We start from the raw sequence: 22,559 nt of genomic DNA on the forward strand, positions 1-22,559 counted from the left end.
TGCTAATTGCGTCGTATTTTGTTTGTATTTCTAGTACAATATTTCCCCTGATGAATGATAGGCAATATAGGTTTTAAAATTATGCGCTTTCACAAACTTCACCATGGCTTTTGTTTCAGGCTCTGACACAGCATTCGGGCCTTTATAAAACTGGTAAGAGCGTGCTCTAGGTGTTGTAGACGTTTGCTTCCATACAACATTGTAGTTACGATTCAAATCTACACCACAAATATTCGCTTTATAGCGCGCAAAGTTTTTACTATTGCCATTATAGGCTAACACTTTTGCGCGTTTTTCAGCTGATACCCTGCTTAATTGTTTTTATAGGTTATTTTTTATTTTATATAGACTAGCGAGTTATTATTTTTTATAAAAATTATATAAAAAAAGAAGATAAGGTTTGCACCTTATCTTCTTACAAGCATACGCTTTAAATTATTTGTTTTCAGCTAATTTGTTACGTAATACCATTTGTAGGATACCGCCGTTACGGTAGTAATCTACTTCCACTTCTGAGTCAAAACGAGCTAATACGTCGAATTTAACTTCAGAACCGTCAGCTTTAGTAGCTGTTACAGTTAAGATATCGCGAGGTTTAACGCCTTCAGCGATGTTTACTGCGAATGTTTCGTCACCTTTTAAGCCTAGTGATTCAGCGTTGTCACCATTTAAGAATTGTAATGGAAGAACACCCATGAATACTAAGTTAGAACGGTGAATACGTTCGTATGATTCAGCGATAACTGTTTTAACGCCTAGTAAGTTAGTACCTTTGGCAGCCCAGTCACGAGATGAACCCATACCGTAGTCTTTACCAGCTAATACTACTAAACCAGTGTTTGTTTCAGCATATTTCATTGCAGCATCGTAAATGTACTCAACATCACCTGTTGGCCAGTAAGTAGTGAAACCACCTTCTGTACCTGGAGCGATTTGGTTACGGATACGGATGTTTGCGAATGTACCACGCATCATAACTTCGTGGTTACCACGACGAGAACCGTAAGAGTTGAAGTTACGGATTTCAACACCGTTTTCAATCAGGTATTTACCTGCTGGTGTTTCTTTACCAATTGCACCTGCTGGTGAAATATGGTCAGTTGTGATAGAGTCACCAAACTTAGCTAATACGCGTAAACCAGAAAGTGTTTCGATATCTTCTGGAGTAGCAGATAAGTTTTGGAAGAATGGTGGGTTTTGGATATAAGTTGATTTAGTATCGAACTCATATAAAGTGTCAGTTGAAGTTTCGATTGCGTTCCAAGCTTCGTTAGCAGTGAATACAGTTTCATATTCTTTTTGGAATAGGTCACGAGTTACAACTTGGTTTAATACAGCGTTGATTTCATCAGTTGTAGGCCAGATATCATCGAAGAATACATCGTTGCCATCTTTGTCTTTACCGAATGAATCTTCACGTAGGTCGATATCAACTGTACCAGCTAATGCGTAAGCTACAACTAATGGAGGAGCAGCTAAGTAGTTAGCTTTTACAAGTGGGTGAACACGGCCTTCGAAGTTACGGTTACCAGAAAGTACTGAAGTTACGAATAAATCATTTGATTTGATTGCATCTTCGATTTCTGGAAGTAATGGACCTGAGTTACCGATACATGTAGTACAGCCGTAACCTACAGTGTTGAAACCTAATTGATCTAGGTATTCAGTTAAACCAGAATCATTTAGGTAACCAGTTACAACTTTTGAACCTGGTGCTAATGAAGTTTTAACCCATTTAGGAACAGTTAAGCCTTTTTCAACCGCTTTTTTAGCTACAAGACCAGCAGCGATTAAAACGTATGGGTTAGAAGTATTTGTACAAGAAGTGATTGCAGCGATTGCTACAGCACCTGCAGGGATTTCAACATCGCCTTCAGCGAATTTAGCTGTAGAAGATTTAGTGAATTCTTCTTCAGTTAAGCCGAAACCTTGTACGCCTGATGGAGCTACAACTACTTCGTGGTAGCGTTTTTTCATGTTTGATAATGGAATTAAATCTTGTGGACGTTTAGGACCAGAAAGATTTGGTTCGATAGCATTTAAATCGATTTCTACTACTGAAGTGTAGTTAGGTTCTAAAGTTGGATCGAAGAACATGTTGTTCGCTTTTAAGTAAGCTTCTACAACAGCGATGTGTTCTTCGTCACGACCTGTTAAACGCATGTAGTTTAATGATTCTTCATCGATTGCGAAGAAACCACAAGTAGCACCGTATTCAGGAGCCATGTTTGAAATTGTAGCACGGTCAGCTAATGGAAGACCTACAACGCCAGGACCGAAGAACTCAACAAATTTGTTAACTACGCCTTTTTTACGTAATTCTTGAGTTACTTTAAGTGCTAAGTCAGTTGCAGTTGTGCCTGAAGGTAATTTACCTGATAATTTTACACCGATTACTTCTGGAACTGGGAAGTAAGAAGGTTGTCCTAACATACCAGCTTCAGCTTCGATACCACCAACGCCCCATCCAAGAACGCCGATACCATTGATCATTGTTGTATGAGAGTCAGTACCTACTACTGAGTCAGGGAATGTTTCGAATGTACCGTCAGCGTTTTCGTTAACGTGTACTACTGGAGCTAAATACTCTAAGTTTACTTGGTGAACGATACCAGTTGCTGGTGGTACTGCACGGAAGTTGTTGTAAGCAGTTTGAGCCCATTTTAAGAAGTTGTAACGTTCAGCGTTACGTTCGAATTCAAGGTCCATGTTTGCTTTAAGTGCACCAGCGTTACCGTATTTATCAACTTGTACAGAGTGGTCAATTACTAAATCAACTGGGATTGCAGGGTTGATTTCGTCTGGGTTACCACCCATGTCTTTCATTGCTGTACGTAGAGAAGTTAAATCTACTACTACTGGTACACCAGTGAAATCTTGTAATACTACGCGAGATGGTTTGAATGGTACTTCACCAGTTGTGTCTGCTTCTTTTGTACCCCATTTTGCTAAGTTATCTACGTGCTCTTCTTTGATTACGTAGTTGTCATATTGACGTAATACTGATTCAAGTAATACTTTGATTGAGTAAGGTAAGTTAGATACTTTTGCTACGCCTGCTTCTTCAATCGCGTTAAGGTTATAATAGTTGTACGTTTTACCATTAACTTCGAAAGATGCGCGGCTGTTGTGTAAGTTTGCCATTATTGATGGTCCCCCTCTAATATGTTCATAATGAAAAGGTTACAAATTTTGTACTACTTTTCTCCAAAACCAATGATACCGAACGACAGCACATAAGTAAATAAAATTATTTTTATGCGTTGTGATAAGTTTTATTTATGACCTTGTTAGTGGATGAAGCGTTTCCGTTCATTTTCTGATGGGATTTTGCATGTTTTACTAACTTTCGATAAGGAATATCTATTTTTCGCAACAATATCATACATCTGGTTACTGAATGCTTTAGGAATGTATTTTCCAAAATGCATAAAATGATATGGCTTTTTCAAATAACGCGCAACGAAAAAGATTGCCTGTGACTTTGTATAAATGACATTTTGATGCTTGACAACGACTGTATTTAAATCCTTTACGAGCACTCCCGGTAATTCCTGTGCCGCTAATTCGCCTTGTAGCGGTGCAAATAGAAAACTTTCACTAGTTTCATGGTCTAAAATAAACTGAACAGCGGAAGAACAAAATCCACAGTCACCATCATAAAATAAAATTGGTCTACTCATTCATGCTGCCTTCCTTCAATATTATGGCCTCTAAAACACTCGTTTGACTGATTTTTACTACATAAGTAGTGAATTTTCAAAATTTACGAGCATTTTATCCACTTTCATTATACGAAATTATACAAAAAAAATCCACCTTCCTTCTATTATAATAGAAGGGAAGATGGAAAACGTTAACAATCTGTTAACACAATATAGGTCGCTTCTACTGGTCCATGAACCCCAACGACTAGTTTCATTTCAATATCCGCTGAATTACTAGGACCTGAAACATAATCGATAGCATGTGGTAATAACTCACCACGATCTACACGTTGCTGAATTGCTTGGGATGCTTGTGTCATACGTGGTAGTAATGAGCTTTGTGGAATAATGGCGACAAATGCATGTGGTAATAAGCCAACCGCTTTCCCGGCCCCGTCTGCTGAATACAACACAACCGTTCCCGATTCCGCTAACGCATATTCACTAAATACGAGGCCAATACGCGCAGCATTTGCTTCTGCAAAATTTTCTTCACGCGTTTTTTGATTACTCCATGTATACACCGCCGTATTTTGCGCTGGCAATATTGTGGTGAATAACGGCGTTAAGGCATACTCTGCAAAGCGTGGATCATCCCAGACAGACAACGGACCACCGTATTTGTTGACAACTTGCGCCACCGCTTCGGATAAATTTTCGCGTGTTGTTTCCATAACATCTGTATGAATGCGTGTGCACTGCTCTTTAAATGCCACGAGTAATTCCGCATTATTCATTGGCGTATAATGTTGCTCCTGTGGTCGATGTTGCCAGTTACGCGCTGGTTTTTTTGTCGTATTGACATCACGCTGTAGTCGAGAGGCAAGTGTTGCTAAAAATTGTGTTTTTTCCATTATGCTTTCCCACCTTTATCACGTTTATCAAACCAATCACGTAAACTTTCCCTTTTAGGCGCTGGAAAGTCCCGTATATCCGTCCAAGCTTTTAATGGTCCCGGTCCTTTTGAAATCATATCATCTTTTGCAAATGGGCGAATGGCCGTTGCCGCAACTTTTGTGCCGAGACGATATAGTGGCGAACGCGAGGCACCAAATTCAAATAATTTCATCATCGCACCTTCCGCTACTGGCGCACGTCCTTCTTCTTCGACAATAACTTGGCGATGCTTTAATAATAATTCATGTAACGGAATTTTCACCGGACATACATCGGTACATGCACCACATAGGCTAGAGGCATAAGGTAATTCTTTATAATCATCATAGCCTGCTAATAATGGTGTCAGTACCGCACCAATCGGCCCTGAATAAATCGAATTGTACGAATGCCCGCCGATATGACGATACACCGGACAAGTATTAACACATGCACCACAGCGAATACATTGCAGCACCTCTTCAAAGTCTCCACCTAAAATCGATGAACGACCATTATCCAATACAACGAGGTGGAATTCCTCAGGACCATCTACTTCATCGCGATGCTTTGGCCCTGTGACAATATTGACATAGCTCGATAATTTTTGCCCAACTGCACTACGTGTTAACATACTTACTAATACATCGAGCTCCTCCATCGACGGCACAAGACGCTCCATCCCCATGACTGCAATATGCGTTTTTGGAATCGTTGTGACAAGGCCGCCATTGCCTTCATTCGTAACTAAACAAATCGAGCCGCTATCTGCAACAGCAAAATTACAGCCCGTCACCCCTAAATCTGCCGTTAAAAATTCATCCCGTAAAATACCGCGCACATAGCGTGCTAGTTCGCCCGCTTCGGATGTATTTTGTGGGTCATAGCCCAACTTTTCAACGAATACCTCTTTAATTTGGTCTTTATTTTTATGCAATGACGGTGCAACAATATGTGATGGCTTATCGCCTTCTAATTGAAGAATATACTCCCCTAAATCCGTTTCAAGCACTTGGCAACCCTCTGCCTCTAATGCCTCATTTAAGCTAATTTCTTCGGTAACCATTGATTTTGATTTCACAATTTTTTTGGCGTTTTTTTGGCGTACGACCTTACGAATATACGCATTGGCGTCTTCTGCATCGCGAGCAAAATGTACATGACCACCTGCTTTTTCGACATTGCTTGCAAGCTCGTGTAAATAGTAATCTAAGTTTTCTAGCACATGCTGGCGAATTTCCTGCGCATGGTTTCGCCACTCTTCCCAGTCACCTAATTCCTCCACAGCATCTAGGCGCTTTGTATACAAATGATTTTGTGCAGATGCAACAGCACCTCGCATAAAATCATTTTGTAAATTTTCTTCTACATTATCATTAAATTTATGTTGGTTAAATTGAATCGCCATTCGCTACACCCCCTCATGCTGCGTTAAAACTTCCGCAATATGCATCGTTGTCATTTTTTCACCACGACGATGCATACGCCCATTAATATTCATCATGCATCCTCCATCTGAGGCAATTAAATAGTCTGCATCGGTTTGCAGTGCACAATCTACTTTTTCATCGACCATTTGCTCTGAAATGTCGCCCATTTTCACAGAGAATGTGCCACCAAAACCACAGCAATTATGCGCATTCGGCAGTTCTACAAGCTCTAGCCCTTTGACATGCTGTAATAAAATACGTGGCTCATCTTTGACGCCGAGTAAACGCGTCATATGACAAGATGAATGATACGTCACGCGATGGGGAAAACTAGCTCCTACATCGGTTACGCCCAATACGTTGACTAAAAATTCTGTTAATTCATGCGTTTTATCAGCTACAAGCTGTGCTTTCTTTGCATAAATGGGATCATCCGCAAAAATATGCGGGTATTCCTTAAACATCGTTGCGCATGAGCCAGATGGTGTCACAATACATTCTTCATGTAAAAATGTATCAATCATATGGCGCATCGGTTCCTTAGCATCTTTTACATACCCAGAATTATATGCTGGCTGCCCACAGCAAACCTGCCCTTTTGGAAAGGTCACCTCACACCCAAGTGACTCGAGTAATTGTACCGTTGCTTTCCCTACATTTGTTTGAAATACATCGACTAAACATGTCGCAAATAATGCCACTTTCATCAAACATTCCCCCTCAAAAATGGATAATTGGCTATATGACTAAGTATAACGCTGTCAATCATTGGAATACTTACTATTCCAAAAAAGAATAGTTCTTATCGTTATGCCTACTTTTCGGAATACAAAAAGCAGGAAACGCTTTTTACGTTTCCTGCTTCATTTATGCATAAGCTGTGCCTCATAAGCGCGGTGTAATTGCTGTTGTAGATTCAGTGTTAGCAATATGAATGGCTGATGCTGATACACGCGCCTCACAAGCTGATTCAGCCGTTCTGGCGCTGTAACGGCTAAAAAGCGTCTTGTTTGCTGGCTATCTACCGTTACTAAAAGAAGCTGGTCAATATCCGCTAAATCGCTTAATGCGCGCTCCGCCTGTAGCATAAAATCATAGCCTGGATACTGCTGTTCAAATCTCTCGATAATCGGCGCAATATACTTTTTTAAATTCGCCCATGTTTGCGGTTCATCGAGCCAGGTCATCGTATAGGCAATCGCCCATTTCAGTTCATAATAGGCTGGTTTATCCATTAACAACCTTGCATCCTCTGCCTCATACCACTGCTCAAAGTAGCAAAGCGCATCAATCATTACCATATGCTGTGGTAGTTGCTGCGTATGCAATGCCTGACGCAATGCATCAATTTTAGTGCACATTTCTGAGTTTGCTGTCGGCTCATATAATGCAAGATGCACATGCGCACAGTCTGCTAAAATTTGTCGCACAATACTCACTTGCTGAAAACGCGGCAATTGCAATACCGTTTTAGCTTCATTCATATTTTGCCGTTCAAAATCGTCTCGAAGCTGGAGTGATAGCTGCTGCTCTAGCATAAGTAGTTGTTCGATATGGTGTCGCATATGCGCCACCTCCCTTTTAACTGCTATTCCCGCTTTCATTTTCTTAAAAACGCGCTAGTTTTTCTTTTGCTTGTGTATCACCTTGTAATGCCGCACGTTGATACCAATATTTCGCCTTTTGTAAATTTTGCATCGTCCCAATGCCTTCTTCATAGCAAAAGCCCACATTGTATTCTCCTTCGACATCTTGCCCTGTTGCTGCTTGTAAATACCAGATGAACGCCTCATCAAATGCCGCACGTTGCATTGCTTTATGCCCTAAATAATTTGCCGCATATAAATCGCCATTATTTGCTGCCTGTTCAAACCAATAAAGAGAAGTCTCCTCATCTAGTTCAACGCCGACACCATTTTCAAACATATACCCAAGCGTAAACATCGACTCAGATACACCAAGCATTGCCGCTTTTGAAAACCAATGATATGCGATTTCATCGTTTTGCGGCACTGTTTCGCCGCGGAAATACATATCTGCGTAATTATTCATCGCATCTGCAAGCCCAGCCTTCGCCGCATACTCATAATACGAAAAGGCTTTTTCAATATTTTCATCAACACCAATGCCTTCATAATAAAAGTTTCCTAACCAGTACATTGCCGCTAAATAGCCGTTGTCTGCCGCAAGCTCAAAGCAACTCACACTAAGCGCCATCATACCTATACCACGATATAAGTGTCCCAACTCATATTGCGCTTCTTTTTGATTCGCTACACTTTGCTGTAACAAGTTCACTGCCTCTGCTACTAGTACATCATCAATAAAGACAGGCTCGCTTTGATCACCGCTTGGATTTTGCAATTCTTGCTGCATTTTTTTAATTAACACATGGGTATCACTATGTATAGCCGCGAGTTGTTGTTGTAGTAATTGCTCGCGTGTTTGCTTATTAAATTCCATACGTCCGCTCACTCCTCAATAAGTTGAGTATAGCACTTTATTTGCACTAAAAAAAAGAACCGCCCGAAGCGATTCCTTTTTATGTGTTCTATTGTAAAACCCTTTGTTTGAACGCTGAACATATCGTATCTGCCCTTTTAAACACTATGTATAGGCTAAGATAACCCCTTATCTTAACGTACGATACGACATTTCAGTATTTCTTCCGTTGACAGAATGCTTACACCCCTTTTGTAAAAGCTCTGTCAAGCTGTTATGATACAGATTATTCAGAAGAAATATTCCATATCGGCATCAATAACGCTCGATCTCTCCCATAAAATCGATTGTTTATAAAAATGTAATAAATATTCTTAATAGATGATGCCGTATGTTTTAACATTTTCTATTTTACCATCGAAATAGTTTATTTGTACAGTATTTTTTATAATTTTTTAATTAATCTGTTATAAGACAATAATAAAAAGGCCACCTCATCGTCCCCTAGATTTGACAGCCCTTTATCCCTTATTTGATTGTAATAATATTAAAATAATTTAGCAAAATCTCTTGCTTTTGAAGAAATGACTTGCTCGAATTGATGCATCTCAATGCGATCTGCATTATCGACTAATCGTTTTTCAACAATACCGCGCTCATTAATCATTGCTTCGATTGGCTTTAATTGATTACGATGTAGTTTCATCATTAAGTGACCGTCCATCTCATATCGAATCCCTTTTGATGTTTTATCTCGTTGAATACTTGCTGCTTGTAACGATTGAATTGCTTCTACAAAGTTGTTCATGCTGTACACTCCTTTTATTCATAAGATAGTCTACTATTGCCGTTTTCTTTTTTCGTAAAACACAGTGTTTTTCCTTTTTTAGGAATATCATGCATATAGTAGTGAATCTATTCCATTTCAATGCAAAAATACACATAAAAACCGTCTTCTCTTGTTTACAATCCTACAAAAAAAGCAGGAAACCGTTGTATCCGTTTCCTGCTTGCTTTATGCGTTATTACACAAATGCCTTATGAGATTGTTCGTATTTCTTAATATACTCATCATATTGAATTGTTAACGAAATTTCATCCCAACCATTTAATAATGTCTCTTTATAATAGCCATCAATGTCGAAATGATACACTTTGTCACCTACCGTTACCGTTTGCTGCGCTAAATTAACAATAGCTTCCGTTGGATTTGCTTCTGCTGTCGCTAAAATCTCTTCCACTTCTGGAATCGATAATTCAATCGGTAAAATACCATTTTTAAAGCAGTTGTTATGGAAAATATCCGCATAACTCGGTGCAATAATCACATTAAAACCATAGTCTAAGATGGCCCATGGTGCATGTTCACGAGAAGAGCCACAGCCAAAGTTATCATGTGCGACTAAAATGCTTGACCCTTTGTATTGCGGCTGATTTAAGACGAAATCTTCAATTGGATTTCCTTGTGCATCGAAACGCCAGTGATAAAAAACATATTGACCAAAGCCTGTGCGCTCAATACGTTTTAAAAATTCTTTTGAAATGATTTGATCGGTATCTACGTTTTTGCGATTTAATGGCGTTAATACACTGTTTACTTGATTGATTGGTTTCATTCGGCTCTCCTCCTATACAGATGCTTTCATAATTTCTCGAACGTCAACGAAATGACCAGCGATTGCGGCTGCTGCGGCCATTGGAGGCGATACTAAATGCGTACGTGAGCCCGCACCTTGACGGCCTTCAAAGTTACGATTAGATGTTGACGCACAGCGTTCACCAGCAGGTACCACGTCCTCATTCATCGCTAAGCACATCGAACAACCAGATTCGCGCCATTCAAAGCCTGCATTTAAGAATACTTGATCTAACCCTTCTGCTTCTGCTTGCTGTTTGACAGAATAAGAACCTGGTACAACGATTGCACGTACACCATCATGCACTTTCTGTCCTTGGATAACTGCTGCAGCTGCACGTAAATCATGTAAACGAGAGTTTGTACACGAACCGATAAAGACATGTTGAATGGCGATGTCCGTAATTGGGGTGCCTGCTTCTAAATCCATATATGTTAATGCTTTTTCAAGTGCTTGTTTATCTGATTCTTCTGCGAAGTCAGCTGCTGTTGGCACCGTTTGTGAGACGCCAACCCCCATAGATGGGTTTGTGCCCCATGTCACGATTGGCTCGATTTCAGATGCTTGAATAATGCGAACTTCATCGTATGTGGCATCTGCATCAGACGCTAGTGATAACCAATGTGTCGCAGCTTCTTCAAATTGCTGTTGTGGCGCGAATTTACGCCCTTTAAGATAATCAACGGTAATTTGGTCTGGTGAAATTAATCCCGCTTTTGCACCCGCTTCAATCGACATATTACAAATCGTCATACGTTCTTCCATTGATAGCTTATGGATGGCATCACCAGTAAATTCAACGATATGTCCCGTCCCCATATCAATACCGAATTTCGCAATAATGGCTAAAATAATATCTTTTGCCGCAACACCAAAGCCTAATTCACCTTCAACGCGTACTTCCATCGTTTTCGGTTTATTTTGCCATAAAGTTTGCGTGCTGAGTACATGTTCTACTTCAGATGTTCCAATTCCAAAAGCAATGGCACCAAAAGCACCATGTGTCGATGTATGCGAGTCGCCACAAACAATTGCTTTGCCCGGCTGTGTTAAGCCCAGTTGTGGCCCAATAACATGGACAATCCCTTGGTCTGGGTGGCCCATATCTGCTAGCTCTATACCAAATTCCTTACAATTATCAGCAAGTGTCATAATTTGCTTTTTAGCAATCGGGTCATTGATGACTGGTAAATTTTGCGTTGGTACGTTGTGATCCATCGTTGCAAATGTTAAATCTGGACGACGCACTTGGCGATTGTTTAAACGTAAGCCTTCAAATGCTTGTGGACTCGTTACTTCATGGACTAAATGTAGGTCGATGAATAATAAATCCGGTTTACCAGGCTCCTCATAAACGATGTGATTATCCCAAACTTTTTCAATAATATTTTTTCCCATATGTCGTCATCCTTTCTTATAGTAGATTTGCTAATGTATCAGGTACATACGATGGATTAATTTCTGCAATAACTTTTTCTGTCCATTCATCTGTTGATAATGCGGCTGTTCCTTTTGCCGCCATATCGCCTGTGAAGAACCCTTGCTCAAATACGCGCGCAACAGCTTGCTCAATTTCTTTTGCTTCATCTGATAATTCAAACGTATATTGCAAAAGCATCGCCGCAGATAAAATCGTTGCAGCAGGATTCGCAATGCCTTGACCTGCAATATCTGGTGCTGAGCCATGGACTGGTTCGTATAAACCAAAGTTATCGCCACGCATAGATGCAGAAGGTAGCACCCCTAGTGAACCTGTAATAACAGAGGCTTCATCTGATAAAATATCACCAAACATATTTTCCGTTACGATGACATCATAGGAAGCGGGGTTCGTAATTAATTTCATTGCTGTTGAGTCAACTAAGCTATGTTCTACTTCTACATCTGGGTAATCCGCTTTTTTCTCCTCAACAATTTGGCGCCATAAGCGAGATGTATCGAGTACATTCGCCTTATCTACCGATGTTAAACGTTTGTTGCGTAGACGAGCTAACTGGAAGGCATTGTCGACAATGCGCTCGATTTCTTTACGGCTATATGTGAGTGTGTCGTACGCATTTTCCTCATCGCGGTTACGTTCACCAAAGTAGAGACCTCCTGTTAATTCACGCACGATTAGTAAATCTACGTCCTTCACGTTTTCTTCTTTTAAAGGAGACGAGTGTAACATCGATGGAATCGCTTGAACCGGACGTAGGTTAGAGAATAAATCAAAGTGCTTACGAATGCGTAACAAGCCTTTTTCTGGGCGTAAATCTGATGGGTTATTGTCCCATTTTGGCCCTCCAACTGCACCTAATAAAATCGCATCGCTCGCCTCACATAAATCAATTGTTTCTTGAGGTAGCGGATCATTGAATTGATCAATTGCCGCACCACCAATAGCACCTACTGCGATGTGGAATGTATGATTGTATTTTTGTGCGATAGCTTGTAGTACTTGTACAGCACTTGACACGATCTCTGGACCGATGCCGTCACCTGGTAAAGCCGTAATTTTCTTTTCCATAAGAATGTCTCCCTTCAAAGTTAAACAGTATGTAATAGATGAGACTGCCCCGTTTGAGGCAGTCTCAAGTAGTTATGCTAATTCTTTTACGCGTAATTGCGCTTGAATAATTTCACGATTAATCGCATCAAGATACGCTTCAGCAGAAGCTTTCAAAACATCTTGTGCAGCGTCACGCCCACGATATTTACCATCTTTGTAAGCAATATTAATCACTGCTTCACCTAATGCATCGCGGCCTGAGCCAACAGATGATACGCGATAATCTAAAATTTTCACCGGTTCCTCGACTAATTTTTCAAGTGTATTGAAGATGGCTTCAACAGAACCTGAGCCAGTAGAAGCAACCGTTACTTCTTCACCCGAAGGTTTCGTTGCGCGTACCGTTGCAGTCGGAATATTTTCCGTACCATATTGTACTTGCACAGATTGTAAAACGTATTTCGGAATATCAGCTACTTCTAGCGTCTCATCCGTTAATAACGTCAATAAATCTTCTTCGGTAATTTCTTTTTTCTTATCTGCTAACTCTTTGAATGCAACAAATGCGTTTTGTAGACGATCATCTGCTAAATCAAAGCCCATCTCGATTGCCCGCTCTTTGAACGCATGACGACCTGAGTGTTTCCCTAGCACAAGTGGCACTTTATTTTCACCGACAAGCTCCGGTGTAATGATCTCATACGTCTCTGGATTTTTCAGTACACCGTCTTGGTGAATGCCTGACTCATGAGCGAAAGCATTTTTCCCGACGATAGCTTTGTTTGGCTGAACAGGAGAACCTGTCAATTTGCTAACAAGGCGAGATGTACGTGTAATTTCCGAAAGATTAAGACCTGTTTCCGTCTGATAAATATCGTTACGAATGTGTAGGGCGACACCGATTTCTTCTAGTGAGGCATTCCCTGCACGTTCGCCGATACCATTGATTGTACATTCTACTTGACGTGCACCATTTTCAATTGCTGCAATCGAATTCGCTACAGCCATTCCTAAATCATCATGACAATGAGATGAGAATTTCACTAAGTCGCTGTTTGGAATTTCTTCAATCAAGTATTTGAATAATGCACCGTACTCAGCAGGACTTGCGTAGCCTACTGTATCTGGTACGTTAATCGTTGTAGCACCTGCCTTGATCACTTCATCGATGATGCGTACTAAAAATTCCTTATCCGAACGGAAGGCATCTTCAGCAGACCACTGAACAAGCGGGAAAAATTGCTTTGCATACTTTACAGCAGCAACACTCGCTTCAATCACTTCTTCAGGTGTTTTATTTAACTTATATTTCATGTGAATTGGACTCGTCGCAAGAAACACATGGATATGAGGGTTTTCAGCATGTTTAAGTGCTTCCCATGTCACATCAATATCTTTTTGCATCGCACGAGCTAATCCAGTCACAGTCGAATTTTTCACTGTTGTTGCGATACGTGATACAGCTTCGAAATCGCCAGGTGATGAAGCCGGGAATCCTGCTTCAATAATGGTGACACCTAGACGTTCTAGCTGCTTCGCAATTTCAAGTTTTTCTCCAGTATTTAAGTTAATACCAGCTGACTGTTCTCCATCACGAAGGGTTGTATCAAAGATATCAATCTTCGTCATCTTATTTACCTACTACTTCAGCAGAAGCTTTTTGACCTACAAATGGCATCATTTCACGTAATTTAGCGCCAACTTGTTCGATTTGGTGATCTTTAACTGCTTGTTTTTTCGCAGTGTATTGTGGACGATTTGTTTCGTTTTCTTGAATCCATTCGCGAGCAAATGTACCGTTTTGGATGTCTGTTAATACATCTTTCATTGCTGCTTTTGATTCAGCTGTTACAACGCGTGGACCTGAAACGTATTCGCCCCACTCAGCTGTATCAGATACTGAATAGTTCATGTTTTCGATACCGCCTTCGTACATTAGGTCAACGATTAATTTTAATTCGTGGAAACATTCGAAGTAAGCGATTTCTGGTTGGTAACCTGCTTCTACTAATGTTTCAAAGCCCGCTTTTACTAGCTCAACTGCGCCACCGCAAAGTACCGCTTGTTCACCGAATAAATCTGTTTCTGTTTCTTCTTTGAACGTTGTTTCAAGAACGCCTGCACGAGCTGCGCCAATTCCTTTAGAGTAAGCAAGGGCTAAATCTTTTGCTTGGCCAGTGGCATCTTGATAGACAGCGATTAATCCTGGTACACCAGCGCCTGCTTGGTATGTACGACGAACTAAATGTCCTGGTCCTTTTGGTGCGATTAGGAATACGTCCACATCAGCAGGTGCTACGATTTGTTCGAAGTGGATGTTGAAACCGTGAGCGAATACTAAAGCGTTACCAGCTACTAAACCTGGTGCGATTTCCGCTTCGTATACTGCTTTTTGTGTTTCGTCTGGAAGAAGAACCATGATTACATCTGCTTCTTGTGCAGCTTCTGCTACTGATTTTACGTCTAAGCCATCATTTTTCGCGCGATCTGCAGAGTTCCCTGGACGGATACCGATGCGTACGTCAAAACCAGATTCTTTTAGGTTAAGTGCGTGTGCATGACCTTGTGAACCGTAACCGATTACTGCGATTTTTTTCCCTTCTAATACTTTCTCGTTGATGTCCTGATTGTAATACATTTGTGCCATAATGCTTTTCCCCCTAATGAATGTAAGTTTTTTTTAGTATGTTAGTTTATTGTAAAAGCGATAGTTGTGTCTTCTGCTGAAGTTGCGAATCACGAACGAACGCTGTAACACCAGTACGTGTTAATTCTTTAATGCCATATGGCTTCACAAGCTCGATGAACGCATCGATTTTCTCTGGTGAGCCGACTACTTGATACGTTACGACATTTTTACCAATATCGATCACTTGCCCACGGAATGGGTCAACGATGGAGTTAATTTCACCGCGTAAATTCGGTGGCGCTACGACTTTGATTAATGCTAACTCGCGAATAACCGTTGATTTATCTGTGATGTCATTTACTTTAATCACATCGATTTGTTTCGACAATTGTTTAACGAGTTGTTCAATTTTGCCTTCATCTTCTACATTCACGATGAATGTCATTTTTGAAATCCCCGGCTGTTCGGTGTGGCCTACTGTGATGCTCTCAATATTAAATTGACGCTTCATCAATAGCCCGGTTACGCGGTTAAGTACCCCACTTTGATTAATTACTGTTACCGTAATGATACGTTTCATTCTTTTTCCACTCCAATCATCTCAGCTAGCCCTGCACCTGGTGCAACCATTGGTGTTACAAGCTCTAATTGTTTTACGCGGCAGTCAACTAATACTGGACCGTCGTAATCTAAGGCCTCTTGTAGTTGCGCTTTCGCTGTTGCTGGATCATCGATGATAAAGCCTTTTACATCATATGCCTCTGCTAGCTTTAAGAAGTCTGGTTGTACCGGCATTAATGACGATGAGTAACGTTCATCGTAAAATGATTGTTGCCACTGTCGTACCATACCTAGACAGGCATTGTTTAGCATGATGACTTTTACTGGTAAATTAAATTCCTGTAATAACCCTAGCTCTTGTAGCGTCATTTGGAATCCTGCGTCGCCAACAACTGCGATAACTTGCTCATCAGGGAAGGCGAATTGCGCTCCGATGGCAGCTGGGAAACCGAATCCCATCGTACCAAGTCCACCGGATGTTACCCAACGATGATCTTTTTTGAATGAGAAATACTGTGCGGCGAACATTTGGTGTTGCCCAACATCCGTTGTCACAATTGCTTCCCCATTCGTTAACTCATTGACTGCTGCTAGTACTTGCTGTGGTAACAGTACGCCTTGTTCATCTTCCTCGTACCAATACGGATATTGTGTACGCCAGTCATTCAGTTGCGTTGTCCATTCAGAGAAATCTGCTGTATCAAAATCTTGTTTTAATAATGCTTTTAATGCTTCTTTCGCGTCGGATACGATTGGTACATCTGTCGGTACATTTTTACCGATTTCTGCTGGGTCCACGTCGATGTGAATCACAGTAGCATTTGGTGCGAATTTTGATAAATTCCCTGTTAGACGGTCATCGAAGCGGGCACCGATATTTAGTAGAACATCGGCTTCTGAAATCCCCATATTCGATGCGTACGTACCATGCATCCCTGCCATACCGTAGAAGTTTGCATGATCATTATCGATTGTCCCTAAACCTAATAATGTATTTACGACTGGGAAGTTATGACGCTCGATAAATTCATTGAATTCTTGTTTAGCATCGGCTGCGAGTACGCCAGCACCTGCAAGAATAATTGGTTTTTTTGCGGTTTTTAATAGCTCTACCGCTTTTTTGATTTGCAAGTAATTGGGACGTAATGTTGGTTGATAGCCTGGTAAGTTGATTGGCTCATCGACATACGCCTCGCTATCAAAGATGGCATTGGCAATATTTTTTGGGAAGTCAACGACAACTGGCCCTTTACGACCTGTATTGGCAATATGGAATGCCTCTTTAATGATGCGTGGTACATCTTGTACATCTTTAATTTGATAATTATGCTTTGTAATTGGCTGTGTGATTCCTACGATATCTGCTTCTTGGAATGCATCCGTTCCAACGACCGTTGTGGCTACTTGACCAGTGAATACTACTAATGGAAGGGAATCCATCATCGCATCCGTAATACCTGTAACTAGGTTTGTCGCTCCTGGCCCTGATGTAGCAATGACGACACCCGGTCTCCCTGTCACACGTGCATAGCCCTCCGCTGCATGGATTGCGCCTTGCTCGTGGCGTGCTAAAATGTGTTTGATTGGGTTGCGGTATAATGCGTCATATAATGGTAAGACTGCACCACCTGGGTAACCGAAAATAATATCAACATCTTGATCTTTCAGTGCTTCAATAAATACTTCTGCACCTGTTTTCGGTTTTGTCTTCGTTTCTTGCTCTTGTGCCTGTGTTGGATGATTTGCTAGTTCAAGTTCTGCGCTCATTCGTATGGCTCCTCCCTATTCAGTTAATTATTCACGAAAAAAAGTTTTCTCATGCCACGCAAAAATACATTGCTCCTCTTTGCGTAGGGATGAAAAAACTTTCATGGTACCACCCTGCTTCGCTATAAAGTCACCTTTATAGCCTTATGAATAGACGAATCTATTCTTTTAATAACGAGTGCGAGCACCCGGAACGACCTAGTAGCATGAGGCGTTTAGTCATTCACTCCGAGGGGATGTCAGAAATAGCTGGCTACTGATTCACACCGGCCATCAGCTCTCTGGAAAGTCCATATCTATTTCCTTTTACCTCTTCAACGCTTTAAATATTGAATTTTTAGAATTTTTTAATTAAAACTTCATCGTACCGCCAGTTGATGCAGATGTTACTAAACTTGAGTAACGTGCTAACCAACCTTTTTTGATTTTTGGCTCAAATACTGGTAATGTTTCTGCGCGTTTTGCTAATTCCTCTTCCGCGACTTCAACATTAATCGTACGCGCTGGTAAATCAATTGTAATGATATCACCGTCATTGATTAGAGCGATTGGACCACCCTCTGCAGCTTCTGGTGAAATATGACCAATTGAAATCCCGCGAGATGCGCCGCTGAAGCGACCATCTGTAATTAATGCGACTTCCTTGCCTAGCCCACGCCCTTGAATAGCAGACGTTGGTGCAAGCATCTCTGGCATACCAGGGCCACCTTTAGGGCCTTCATAGCGAATGACAACAACATGTCCTGCTTGCACAGTACCATTATCAATCGCTTCTTGTGCCGCATCTTGTGAGTCAAAGCAAATCGCTTCACCGCGGAATGTTTGAATCGATGGATCAACTGCTCCGACTTTAATAACGCCGCCGTTTGGTGCGATATTACCGAATAAAATCGATAAGCCGCCAACCTTACTATATGGATTATCCTTTGTACGAATCACATCTGTATTTGTAATTTCATCGTTCGCGACATTTTCACGAATTGTTTTACCTGTAACGGTAATACGATCGGGATGAATCGCGCCTGGAATTTTTGTTAATTCATTAATGATTGCTGAGATACCACCTGACAAGTGAATATCATGCATCGAGTAATTCGATGCTGGCATGATTTTCGCTAAATACGGTACGCGCTCTGCTACTGTATTAATGTCATTGATGTCGTAATCAATTTCTGCCTCATGTGCGAGTGCTAATGTATGGAGCACCGTATTTGTTGAGCCACCCATTGCCATATCTAAGGCGAAAGCATCGTCAATCGCTTCTTTCGTCACGATATCGCGTGGCTTCACATCATTTTTAATCATATCAACTAAGTTACGTGCTGCTTGCTTAATCAACTCATGACGTTTATCGGATGTTGCAACGATTGTCGCATTCCCCGGTACGGTTAAACCGACCATTTCCATTAATGAGTTCATTGAGTTCGCTGTGAACATCCCTGAGCAAGAACCACATGTTGGACAGGCATTTTGCTCGATATCAAGTAATTCTGATTCGCTCATGCGGCCACTTTTATAAGCACCGACACCTTCGAATACCGAAGTAAGGGATAATGGTTCGCCTTTTGATGAAACACCAGGCTCCATTGGGCCACCTGTTACAAAGATAGACGGAACATTTGTACGAACAGCCGCCATCAACATCCCTGGTGTGATTTTGTCACAGTTTGGAATGTAGAACACACCGTCAAACCAGTGTGCGTTAATGACTGTTTCTGCACTATCGGCGATTAACTCACGTGATGGTAATGAGTAGCGCATACCAATATGCCCCATCGCAATCCCATCATCTACACCGATTGTATTGAACTCAAATGGAATCCCCCCTGCATCAATAATAGCTTGTTTTACTACTTTACCGAACTCCTGTAAATGGACATGTCCGGGAATAATATCAATATACGAATTACAAATTCCGATAAACGGTTTGTCTAAATCTTTTGTTTTAACACCAGCCGCATAAAGTAAGCTTCGGTGAGGTGCACGATCGACACCCTTTTTAATCATATCACTACGCATTCACGACACCTCTTCTATATCTAAGTAAGAAGCGTATCAGTTGCATCAACGTTACTTGACGGCTGCTACTTCTTATAAAATCTATAAACGTTTGACTGTACCTCGTTTCAAATACGTTTATTAAATTGTTGTTATCATAGTATGTATACTCTATGAAGTCAACAGTCTATTTAGAATTATCAGACAATTAAAAAAATTATTCTGTACATTAAAGCGTTTACAAACGCATAATTACGCTTTTCTGCTCATTTTTGAATTTTTCAAAAATTTTTTAAAAATTTTCATGCAATATATCGCGTAGGTCATTTTTAGCTAAATGAGAATTTTTCTCATATATTCAGTCATAAAAACGCTGTTAGGGTCGCATTGCTGTTGGTGTGTTAGAAATATATCAATATCGCTATACTGCTTTTTAAGCTCACATTGCGTGTAACGATTCATCTTCCCAAAATGCGCGCGTCCTCCGTATTTTTGTAAAAGATGGTCCATATAGCGAAAATAGCGCTTATACGGCATCCCTTTATACATATGGAACGCAAAAAAAGCACTATCTTGCTGCTGTGTGGGGCTTAAAATGCCCGCTTCGCCTTTTTGTGTGCGGCATTCAATCGGGAAATGCACATGAAAAAGCTCCCGCGACATCGTAAAATGAAGCTCTTCAAGAAATGCTTCGAAATAGTGTAATGGCATCGCATACTCACATTCTGCAAACTTCACTTGTCTTGGCGAGGCGAATATGCGATAGCTAACATCCTGTCTTGCCCCAATCGGCACGGCCTTAGCCGAAATTTTACTCACGAGGCTAGTTGTTTGTGGCATGCGCTTACAAAGGGACGACATGCCTTGTAACACTTGATTTTCGATAAAATTGTCGAAAGGTTTTGTTGGCTGACGCTCTAACTGCTCATACGGAACTGCATTCATCACTTTTAATTGCATCTGCGACTGTCCTGGGAAGTAATACCATTCGGCGTGACGATTCGTTTCAATAATCGATTGAAACTGCGCTAGCGTATCCTGCACCGTTATACGTGACGATTCATAGGCTAAGCCATATACGGGCACAACTTTTATTGTAATCTGTACGACAATGCCAAATAAACCGAGCCCAATATGTAGCGACTGTGCTAACGGATCTTCACGCGTCACTTCTCGGTAATTTCCTTCGCCATCCACAAGCCCCCAGCGTGTCACCTGACTCGATAAAGAGCCAAGCGTAATACCTGTACCATGTGTCCCTGTACTTGTGGCTCCAGCGAGGGATTGCACATCAATATCGCCCATATTCGCAAGTCCATAGCCATGCTCCTCTAAGAGCGGTCCGATTTCATATAAATGCGTGCCTGCCCAAAACGTCGCCTCCTGCTTCAGCTTATCTAGCTGAATAAGCCCTCGCATACGTGTTAAGCTCACCCCTACGTCATCGGGTTTTGCGACACCGCTAAAGGAATGGCGAGCCCCCATTGCACGAATTGTTTGCTGCTTCTGTGTGACTTGCTTTATAAGTAAACTTACTTCTTCAATAGAAGCAGGCTCATAAATCATTGCCTTCGGTGTTGTAAATGTCCCTGCCCAGTTTGACCATCTTTCTTCTATAGAAAACATTGTCCTTCCCCCCTATAGGTTGTCATCGGCCCAATATACGTATTATGACGATAGCCATGTAATACTTGGAAACGCTCGCATAGCTCGCCCGCTTTCGCATGGCGTAGCACGATGGAATCCCCAATGGCATATTTATTTTTCGGCATTGCTAACGGTGTTTGCACTTCCCCTGCCCCTTCTGTTGCATAAAAAGCTAACTCGTCATCAGCGAGCACCGGCATTTTATCACTGCCTGTCGCGCCACTTGCGATATAGCCGCCCCCATGCGCCACAATCGTTGTTTGTGAGGGCCTCCTTGTTGCACGGATCGCATAGCCCGCTGCAACTTCAAACGGCATATCGTCATAATAATCAAAGAGTCCTGGCCGGTATAAACCGGAACCAATTGTTACCTCGCTCACTTCGGGACAGGTTGCGGTATACGCCATACTCCCCGTTCCACCACCATTTACAAAGCGCAGCGGTCCTTGTTTTTTTTCGATATAACGAACAACCTTTTGACGACGCTTTTGCACCTCTTTTTTAGCACGCTGCTGTAGGCGACGAATAACGGTGCCAGTCGCTTTATTCGCTGGACGATCACCTACACCAGCAATTTGTGCATCATAGCCCATCAAGCCGACAACATAAATATATGGACTGGGCAAAATGGCGTCGATAAAGCGCGCCGTATCCTTCGCATTCGTTAGTGCTGACCGTCGCGTTCCAAAATAAAGCGATGGATATTGCTGGGACACATTTAAATCCATACAAAGCGCAGCGGCAACATCTTCCTCCTCTGCTAGGCGCTTTAAAAAATCCACCTGTTCGACTGCATCGACCATAAACGTAATATCTTTCCCCTGATGAATCCAGCGCATTAACTGGCGCACACTCTTTTCCTCAAGCGTCGGATAGCCTAATAAAAAGTGATCAAATCCTTGTTCGCATAAATAAGCGGTTTCGGCTGCTGTAAATGTCATCCACCCTGCAAAACGCTGGTCGACAGCACGCTCAATATAGCGTAGAACATCTGTTGAGCGAATCGATTTTGTAGCGATGCGAATGTCTTTGTCACCGCTTCCTGCAATCATCGTACGAATATTCGCATCTAGCGCATCTAAATCAAGCCACGCATACGGATGCTCAAATGTTTGAAAAACTGCTGGCATTTTTTTCATTGTCTTCTCCTCCATAAAAAAATCCTCTCACTAATCAAAGCATAAAGATGCTCTTAGGAGAGGATGACTATTTGGTTGCACCACCTATTACACATTAACACCCGGAATCAGCGTTAAGTCTAATGCCAAATTTAACATGACGAATAAATGCAAGCCTGCTACTACAAATCCAATTGTGTTATATTTTTTATTTGACATTTCGTACATACGATTCTCCACCTTTCTCTTCATAACA

At 41.4% G+C, this 22,559-nt stretch carries 19 protein-coding genes and 1 other annotated feature; all 19 genes read right to left on the minus strand.

All coding sequences use genetic code 11. The features are described 5' to 3' along the window. Nucleotides 1–30 precede the first annotated feature (30 nt). Nucleotides 31–282: a M14 family zinc carboxypeptidase gene (locus QI30_RS06465; RefSeq protein WP_126990113.1), complete on the minus strand. Its 252-nt coding sequence runs from the start codon at nt 280–282 to the stop codon at nt 31–33. A gap of 153 nt (nt 283–435) precedes the next feature. Further along, on the minus strand, nt 436–3,144 hold the full coding sequence (gene acnA / locus QI30_RS06470; protein WP_126990114.1) for an aconitate hydratase AcnA: 2,709 nt from the start codon (nt 3,142–3,144) through the stop codon (nt 436–438). Between the two features lie 146 nt (nt 3,145–3,290). Then, a complete protein-coding gene (locus tag QI30_RS06475) occupies nt 3,291–3,683 on the minus strand; it encodes a thiol-disulfide oxidoreductase DCC family protein (RefSeq protein ID WP_126990115.1) in 393 nt (130 codons plus the stop codon). A gap of 173 nt (nt 3,684–3,856) precedes the next feature. Then, nucleotides 3,857–4,561, minus strand: a complete 705-nt coding sequence (locus QI30_RS06480) for a LutC/YkgG family protein (RefSeq protein ID WP_126990116.1) — start codon at nt 4,559–4,561, stop codon at nt 3,857–3,859. Further along, complete coding sequence (locus tag QI30_RS06485) at nt 4,561–5,991, minus strand: LutB/LldF family L-lactate oxidation iron-sulfur protein (protein ID WP_126990117.1); 1,431 nt, start codon at nt 5,989–5,991, stop codon at nt 4,561–4,563. Before QI30_RS06485 ends, QI30_RS06480 begins: the two co-directional genes overlap by 1 nt. A 3-nt stretch (nt 5,992–5,994) precedes the next feature. Then, nucleotides 5,995–6,720, minus strand: coding sequence for a (Fe-S)-binding protein (locus QI30_RS06490; RefSeq protein ID WP_126990118.1), 726 nt, complete (start codon nt 6,718–6,720; stop codon nt 5,995–5,997). A gap of 156 nt (nt 6,721–6,876) precedes the next feature. Further along, nucleotides 6,877–7,578 (minus strand): hypothetical protein, encoded by a 702-nt coding sequence (locus tag QI30_RS06495; protein ID WP_126990119.1) that lies wholly within the window; start codon nt 7,576–7,578, stop codon nt 6,877–6,879. A 43-nt stretch (nt 7,579–7,621) separates the two neighbouring features. Then, nucleotides 7,622–8,476 (minus strand): tetratricopeptide repeat protein, encoded by an 855-nt coding sequence (locus QI30_RS06500; RefSeq protein WP_126990120.1) that lies wholly within the window; start codon nt 8,474–8,476, stop codon nt 7,622–7,624. A 526-nt stretch (nt 8,477–9,002) separates the two neighbouring features. Then, nucleotides 9,003–9,263 carry a hypothetical protein gene (locus tag QI30_RS06505; RefSeq protein ID WP_126990121.1) on the minus strand — a complete coding sequence of 87 codons (261 nt, stop codon included), beginning with the start codon at nt 9,261–9,263 and terminating at the stop codon, nt 9,003–9,005. A 217-nt stretch (nt 9,264–9,480) separates the two neighbouring features. Continuing rightward, on the minus strand, nt 9,481–10,071 hold the full coding sequence (leuD, locus tag QI30_RS06510) for a 3-isopropylmalate dehydratase small subunit (protein ID WP_126990122.1): 591 nt from the start codon (nt 10,069–10,071) through the stop codon (nt 9,481–9,483). Nucleotides 10,072–10,083: 12 nt separating this feature from the next. Next, complete coding sequence (gene leuC / locus QI30_RS06515; RefSeq protein ID WP_126990123.1) at nt 10,084–11,490, minus strand: 3-isopropylmalate dehydratase large subunit; 1,407 nt, start codon at nt 11,488–11,490, stop codon at nt 10,084–10,086. A 16-nt stretch (nt 11,491–11,506) separates the two neighbouring features. After that, complete coding sequence (leuB, locus tag QI30_RS06520; protein ID WP_126990124.1) at nt 11,507–12,601, minus strand: 3-isopropylmalate dehydrogenase; 1,095 nt, start codon at nt 12,599–12,601, stop codon at nt 11,507–11,509. Between the two features lie 72 nt (nt 12,602–12,673). Further along, nucleotides 12,674–14,212, minus strand: a complete 1,539-nt coding sequence (locus tag QI30_RS06525) for a 2-isopropylmalate synthase (protein ID WP_126990125.1) — start codon at nt 14,210–14,212, stop codon at nt 12,674–12,676. A gap of 1 nt (nt 14,213) precedes the next feature. After that, nucleotides 14,214–15,230 carry a ketol-acid reductoisomerase gene (gene ilvC / locus QI30_RS06530; RefSeq protein ID WP_126990126.1) on the minus strand — a complete coding sequence of 339 codons (1,017 nt, stop codon included), beginning with the start codon at nt 15,228–15,230 and terminating at the stop codon, nt 14,214–14,216. A gap of 46 nt (nt 15,231–15,276) precedes the next feature. Further along, a complete protein-coding gene (gene ilvN / locus QI30_RS06535; RefSeq protein ID WP_126990127.1) occupies nt 15,277–15,792 on the minus strand; it encodes an acetolactate synthase small subunit in 516 nt (171 codons plus the stop codon). Then, the gene (gene ilvB / locus QI30_RS06540) at nt 15,789–17,540 is read right to left on the minus strand and encodes a biosynthetic-type acetolactate synthase large subunit (RefSeq protein ID WP_126990128.1); all 1,752 of its coding nucleotides are present in this window, start codon (nt 17,538–17,540) and stop codon (nt 15,789–15,791) included. Before ilvB ends, ilvN begins: the two co-directional genes overlap by 4 nt. 82 nt (nt 17,541–17,622) lie before the next feature. Continuing rightward, nucleotides 17,623–17,867, minus strand: a binding site (T-box leader). 24 nt (nt 17,868–17,891) lie between these two features. Further along, nucleotides 17,892–19,559, minus strand: coding sequence for a dihydroxy-acid dehydratase (ilvD, locus tag QI30_RS06545; RefSeq protein ID WP_126990129.1), 1,668 nt, complete (start codon nt 19,557–19,559; stop codon nt 17,892–17,894). Nucleotides 19,560–19,871: 312 nt separating this feature from the next. Continuing rightward, complete coding sequence (locus QI30_RS06550) at nt 19,872–21,164, minus strand: D-arabinono-1,4-lactone oxidase (RefSeq protein ID WP_126990130.1); 1,293 nt, start codon at nt 21,162–21,164, stop codon at nt 19,872–19,874. Beyond that, complete coding sequence (locus QI30_RS06555) at nt 21,152–22,324, minus strand: alanine racemase (RefSeq protein ID WP_126990131.1); 1,173 nt, start codon at nt 22,322–22,324, stop codon at nt 21,152–21,154. The genes QI30_RS06550 and QI30_RS06555 overlap by 13 nt, the downstream gene beginning before the upstream one ends. Nucleotides 22,325–22,559: the final 235 nt, after the last annotated feature.

It is taken from the genome of Candidatus Kurthia intestinigallinarum (assembly GCF_003991225.1).
In the GTDB taxonomy this organism is placed as follows: Bacteria; Bacillota; Bacilli; order Bacillales_A; family Planococcaceae; genus Kurthia; species Kurthia populi.

Coding starts and splice junctions, on each gene's coding strand:
- leuC (WP_126990123.1), bottom strand. CDS start 11,490: ATGGGAAAAAATATTATTGAAAAAGTTTGGGATAATCACATCGTTTAT.
- ilvN (WP_126990127.1), bottom strand. CDS start 15,792: ATGAAACGTATCATTACGGTAACAGTAATTAATCAAAGTGGGGTACTT.
- ilvB (WP_126990128.1), bottom strand. CDS start 17,540: ATGAGCGCAGAACTTGAACTAGCAAATCATCCAACACAGGCACAAGAG.
- QI30_RS06555 (WP_126990131.1), bottom strand. CDS start 22,324: ATGAAAAAAATGCCAGCAGTTTTTCAAACATTTGAGCATCCGTATGCG.
- QI30_RS06485 (WP_126990117.1), bottom strand. CDS start 5,991: ATGGCGATTCAATTTAACCAACATAAATTTAATGATAATGTAGAAGAA.
- QI30_RS06475 (WP_126990115.1), bottom strand. CDS start 3,683: ATGAGTAGACCAATTTTATTTTATGATGGTGACTGTGGATTTTGTTCT.
- QI30_RS06495 (WP_126990119.1), bottom strand. CDS start 7,578: ATGCGACACCATATCGAACAACTACTTATGCTAGAGCAGCAGCTATCA.
- QI30_RS06505 (WP_126990121.1), bottom strand. CDS start 9,263: ATGAACAACTTTGTAGAAGCAATTCAATCGTTACAAGCAGCAAGTATT.
- ilvC (WP_126990126.1), bottom strand. CDS start 15,230: ATGGCACAAATGTATTACAATCAGGACATCAACGAGAAAGTATTAGAA.
- QI30_RS06490 (WP_126990118.1), bottom strand. CDS start 6,720: ATGAAAGTGGCATTATTTGCGACATGTTTAGTCGATGTATTTCAAACA.
- QI30_RS06480 (WP_126990116.1), bottom strand. CDS start 4,561: ATGGAAAAAACACAATTTTTAGCAACACTTGCCTCTCGACTACAGCGT.
- leuD (WP_126990122.1), bottom strand. CDS start 10,071: ATGAAACCAATCAATCAAGTAAACAGTGTATTAACGCCATTAAATCGC.
- QI30_RS06500 (WP_126990120.1), bottom strand. CDS start 8,476: ATGGAATTTAATAAGCAAACACGCGAGCAATTACTACAACAACAACTC.
- QI30_RS06550 (WP_126990130.1), bottom strand. CDS start 21,164: ATGTTTTCTATAGAAGAAAGATGGTCAAACTGGGCAGGGACATTTACA.
- acnA (WP_126990114.1), bottom strand. CDS start 3,144: ATGGCAAACTTACACAACAGCCGCGCATCTTTCGAAGTTAATGGTAAA.
- ilvD (WP_126990129.1), bottom strand. CDS start 19,559: ATGCGTAGTGATATGATTAAAAAGGGTGTCGATCGTGCACCTCACCGA.
- leuB (WP_126990124.1), bottom strand. CDS start 12,601: ATGGAAAAGAAAATTACGGCTTTACCAGGTGACGGCATCGGTCCAGAG.
- QI30_RS06525 (WP_126990125.1), bottom strand. CDS start 14,212: ATGACGAAGATTGATATCTTTGATACAACCCTTCGTGATGGAGAACAG.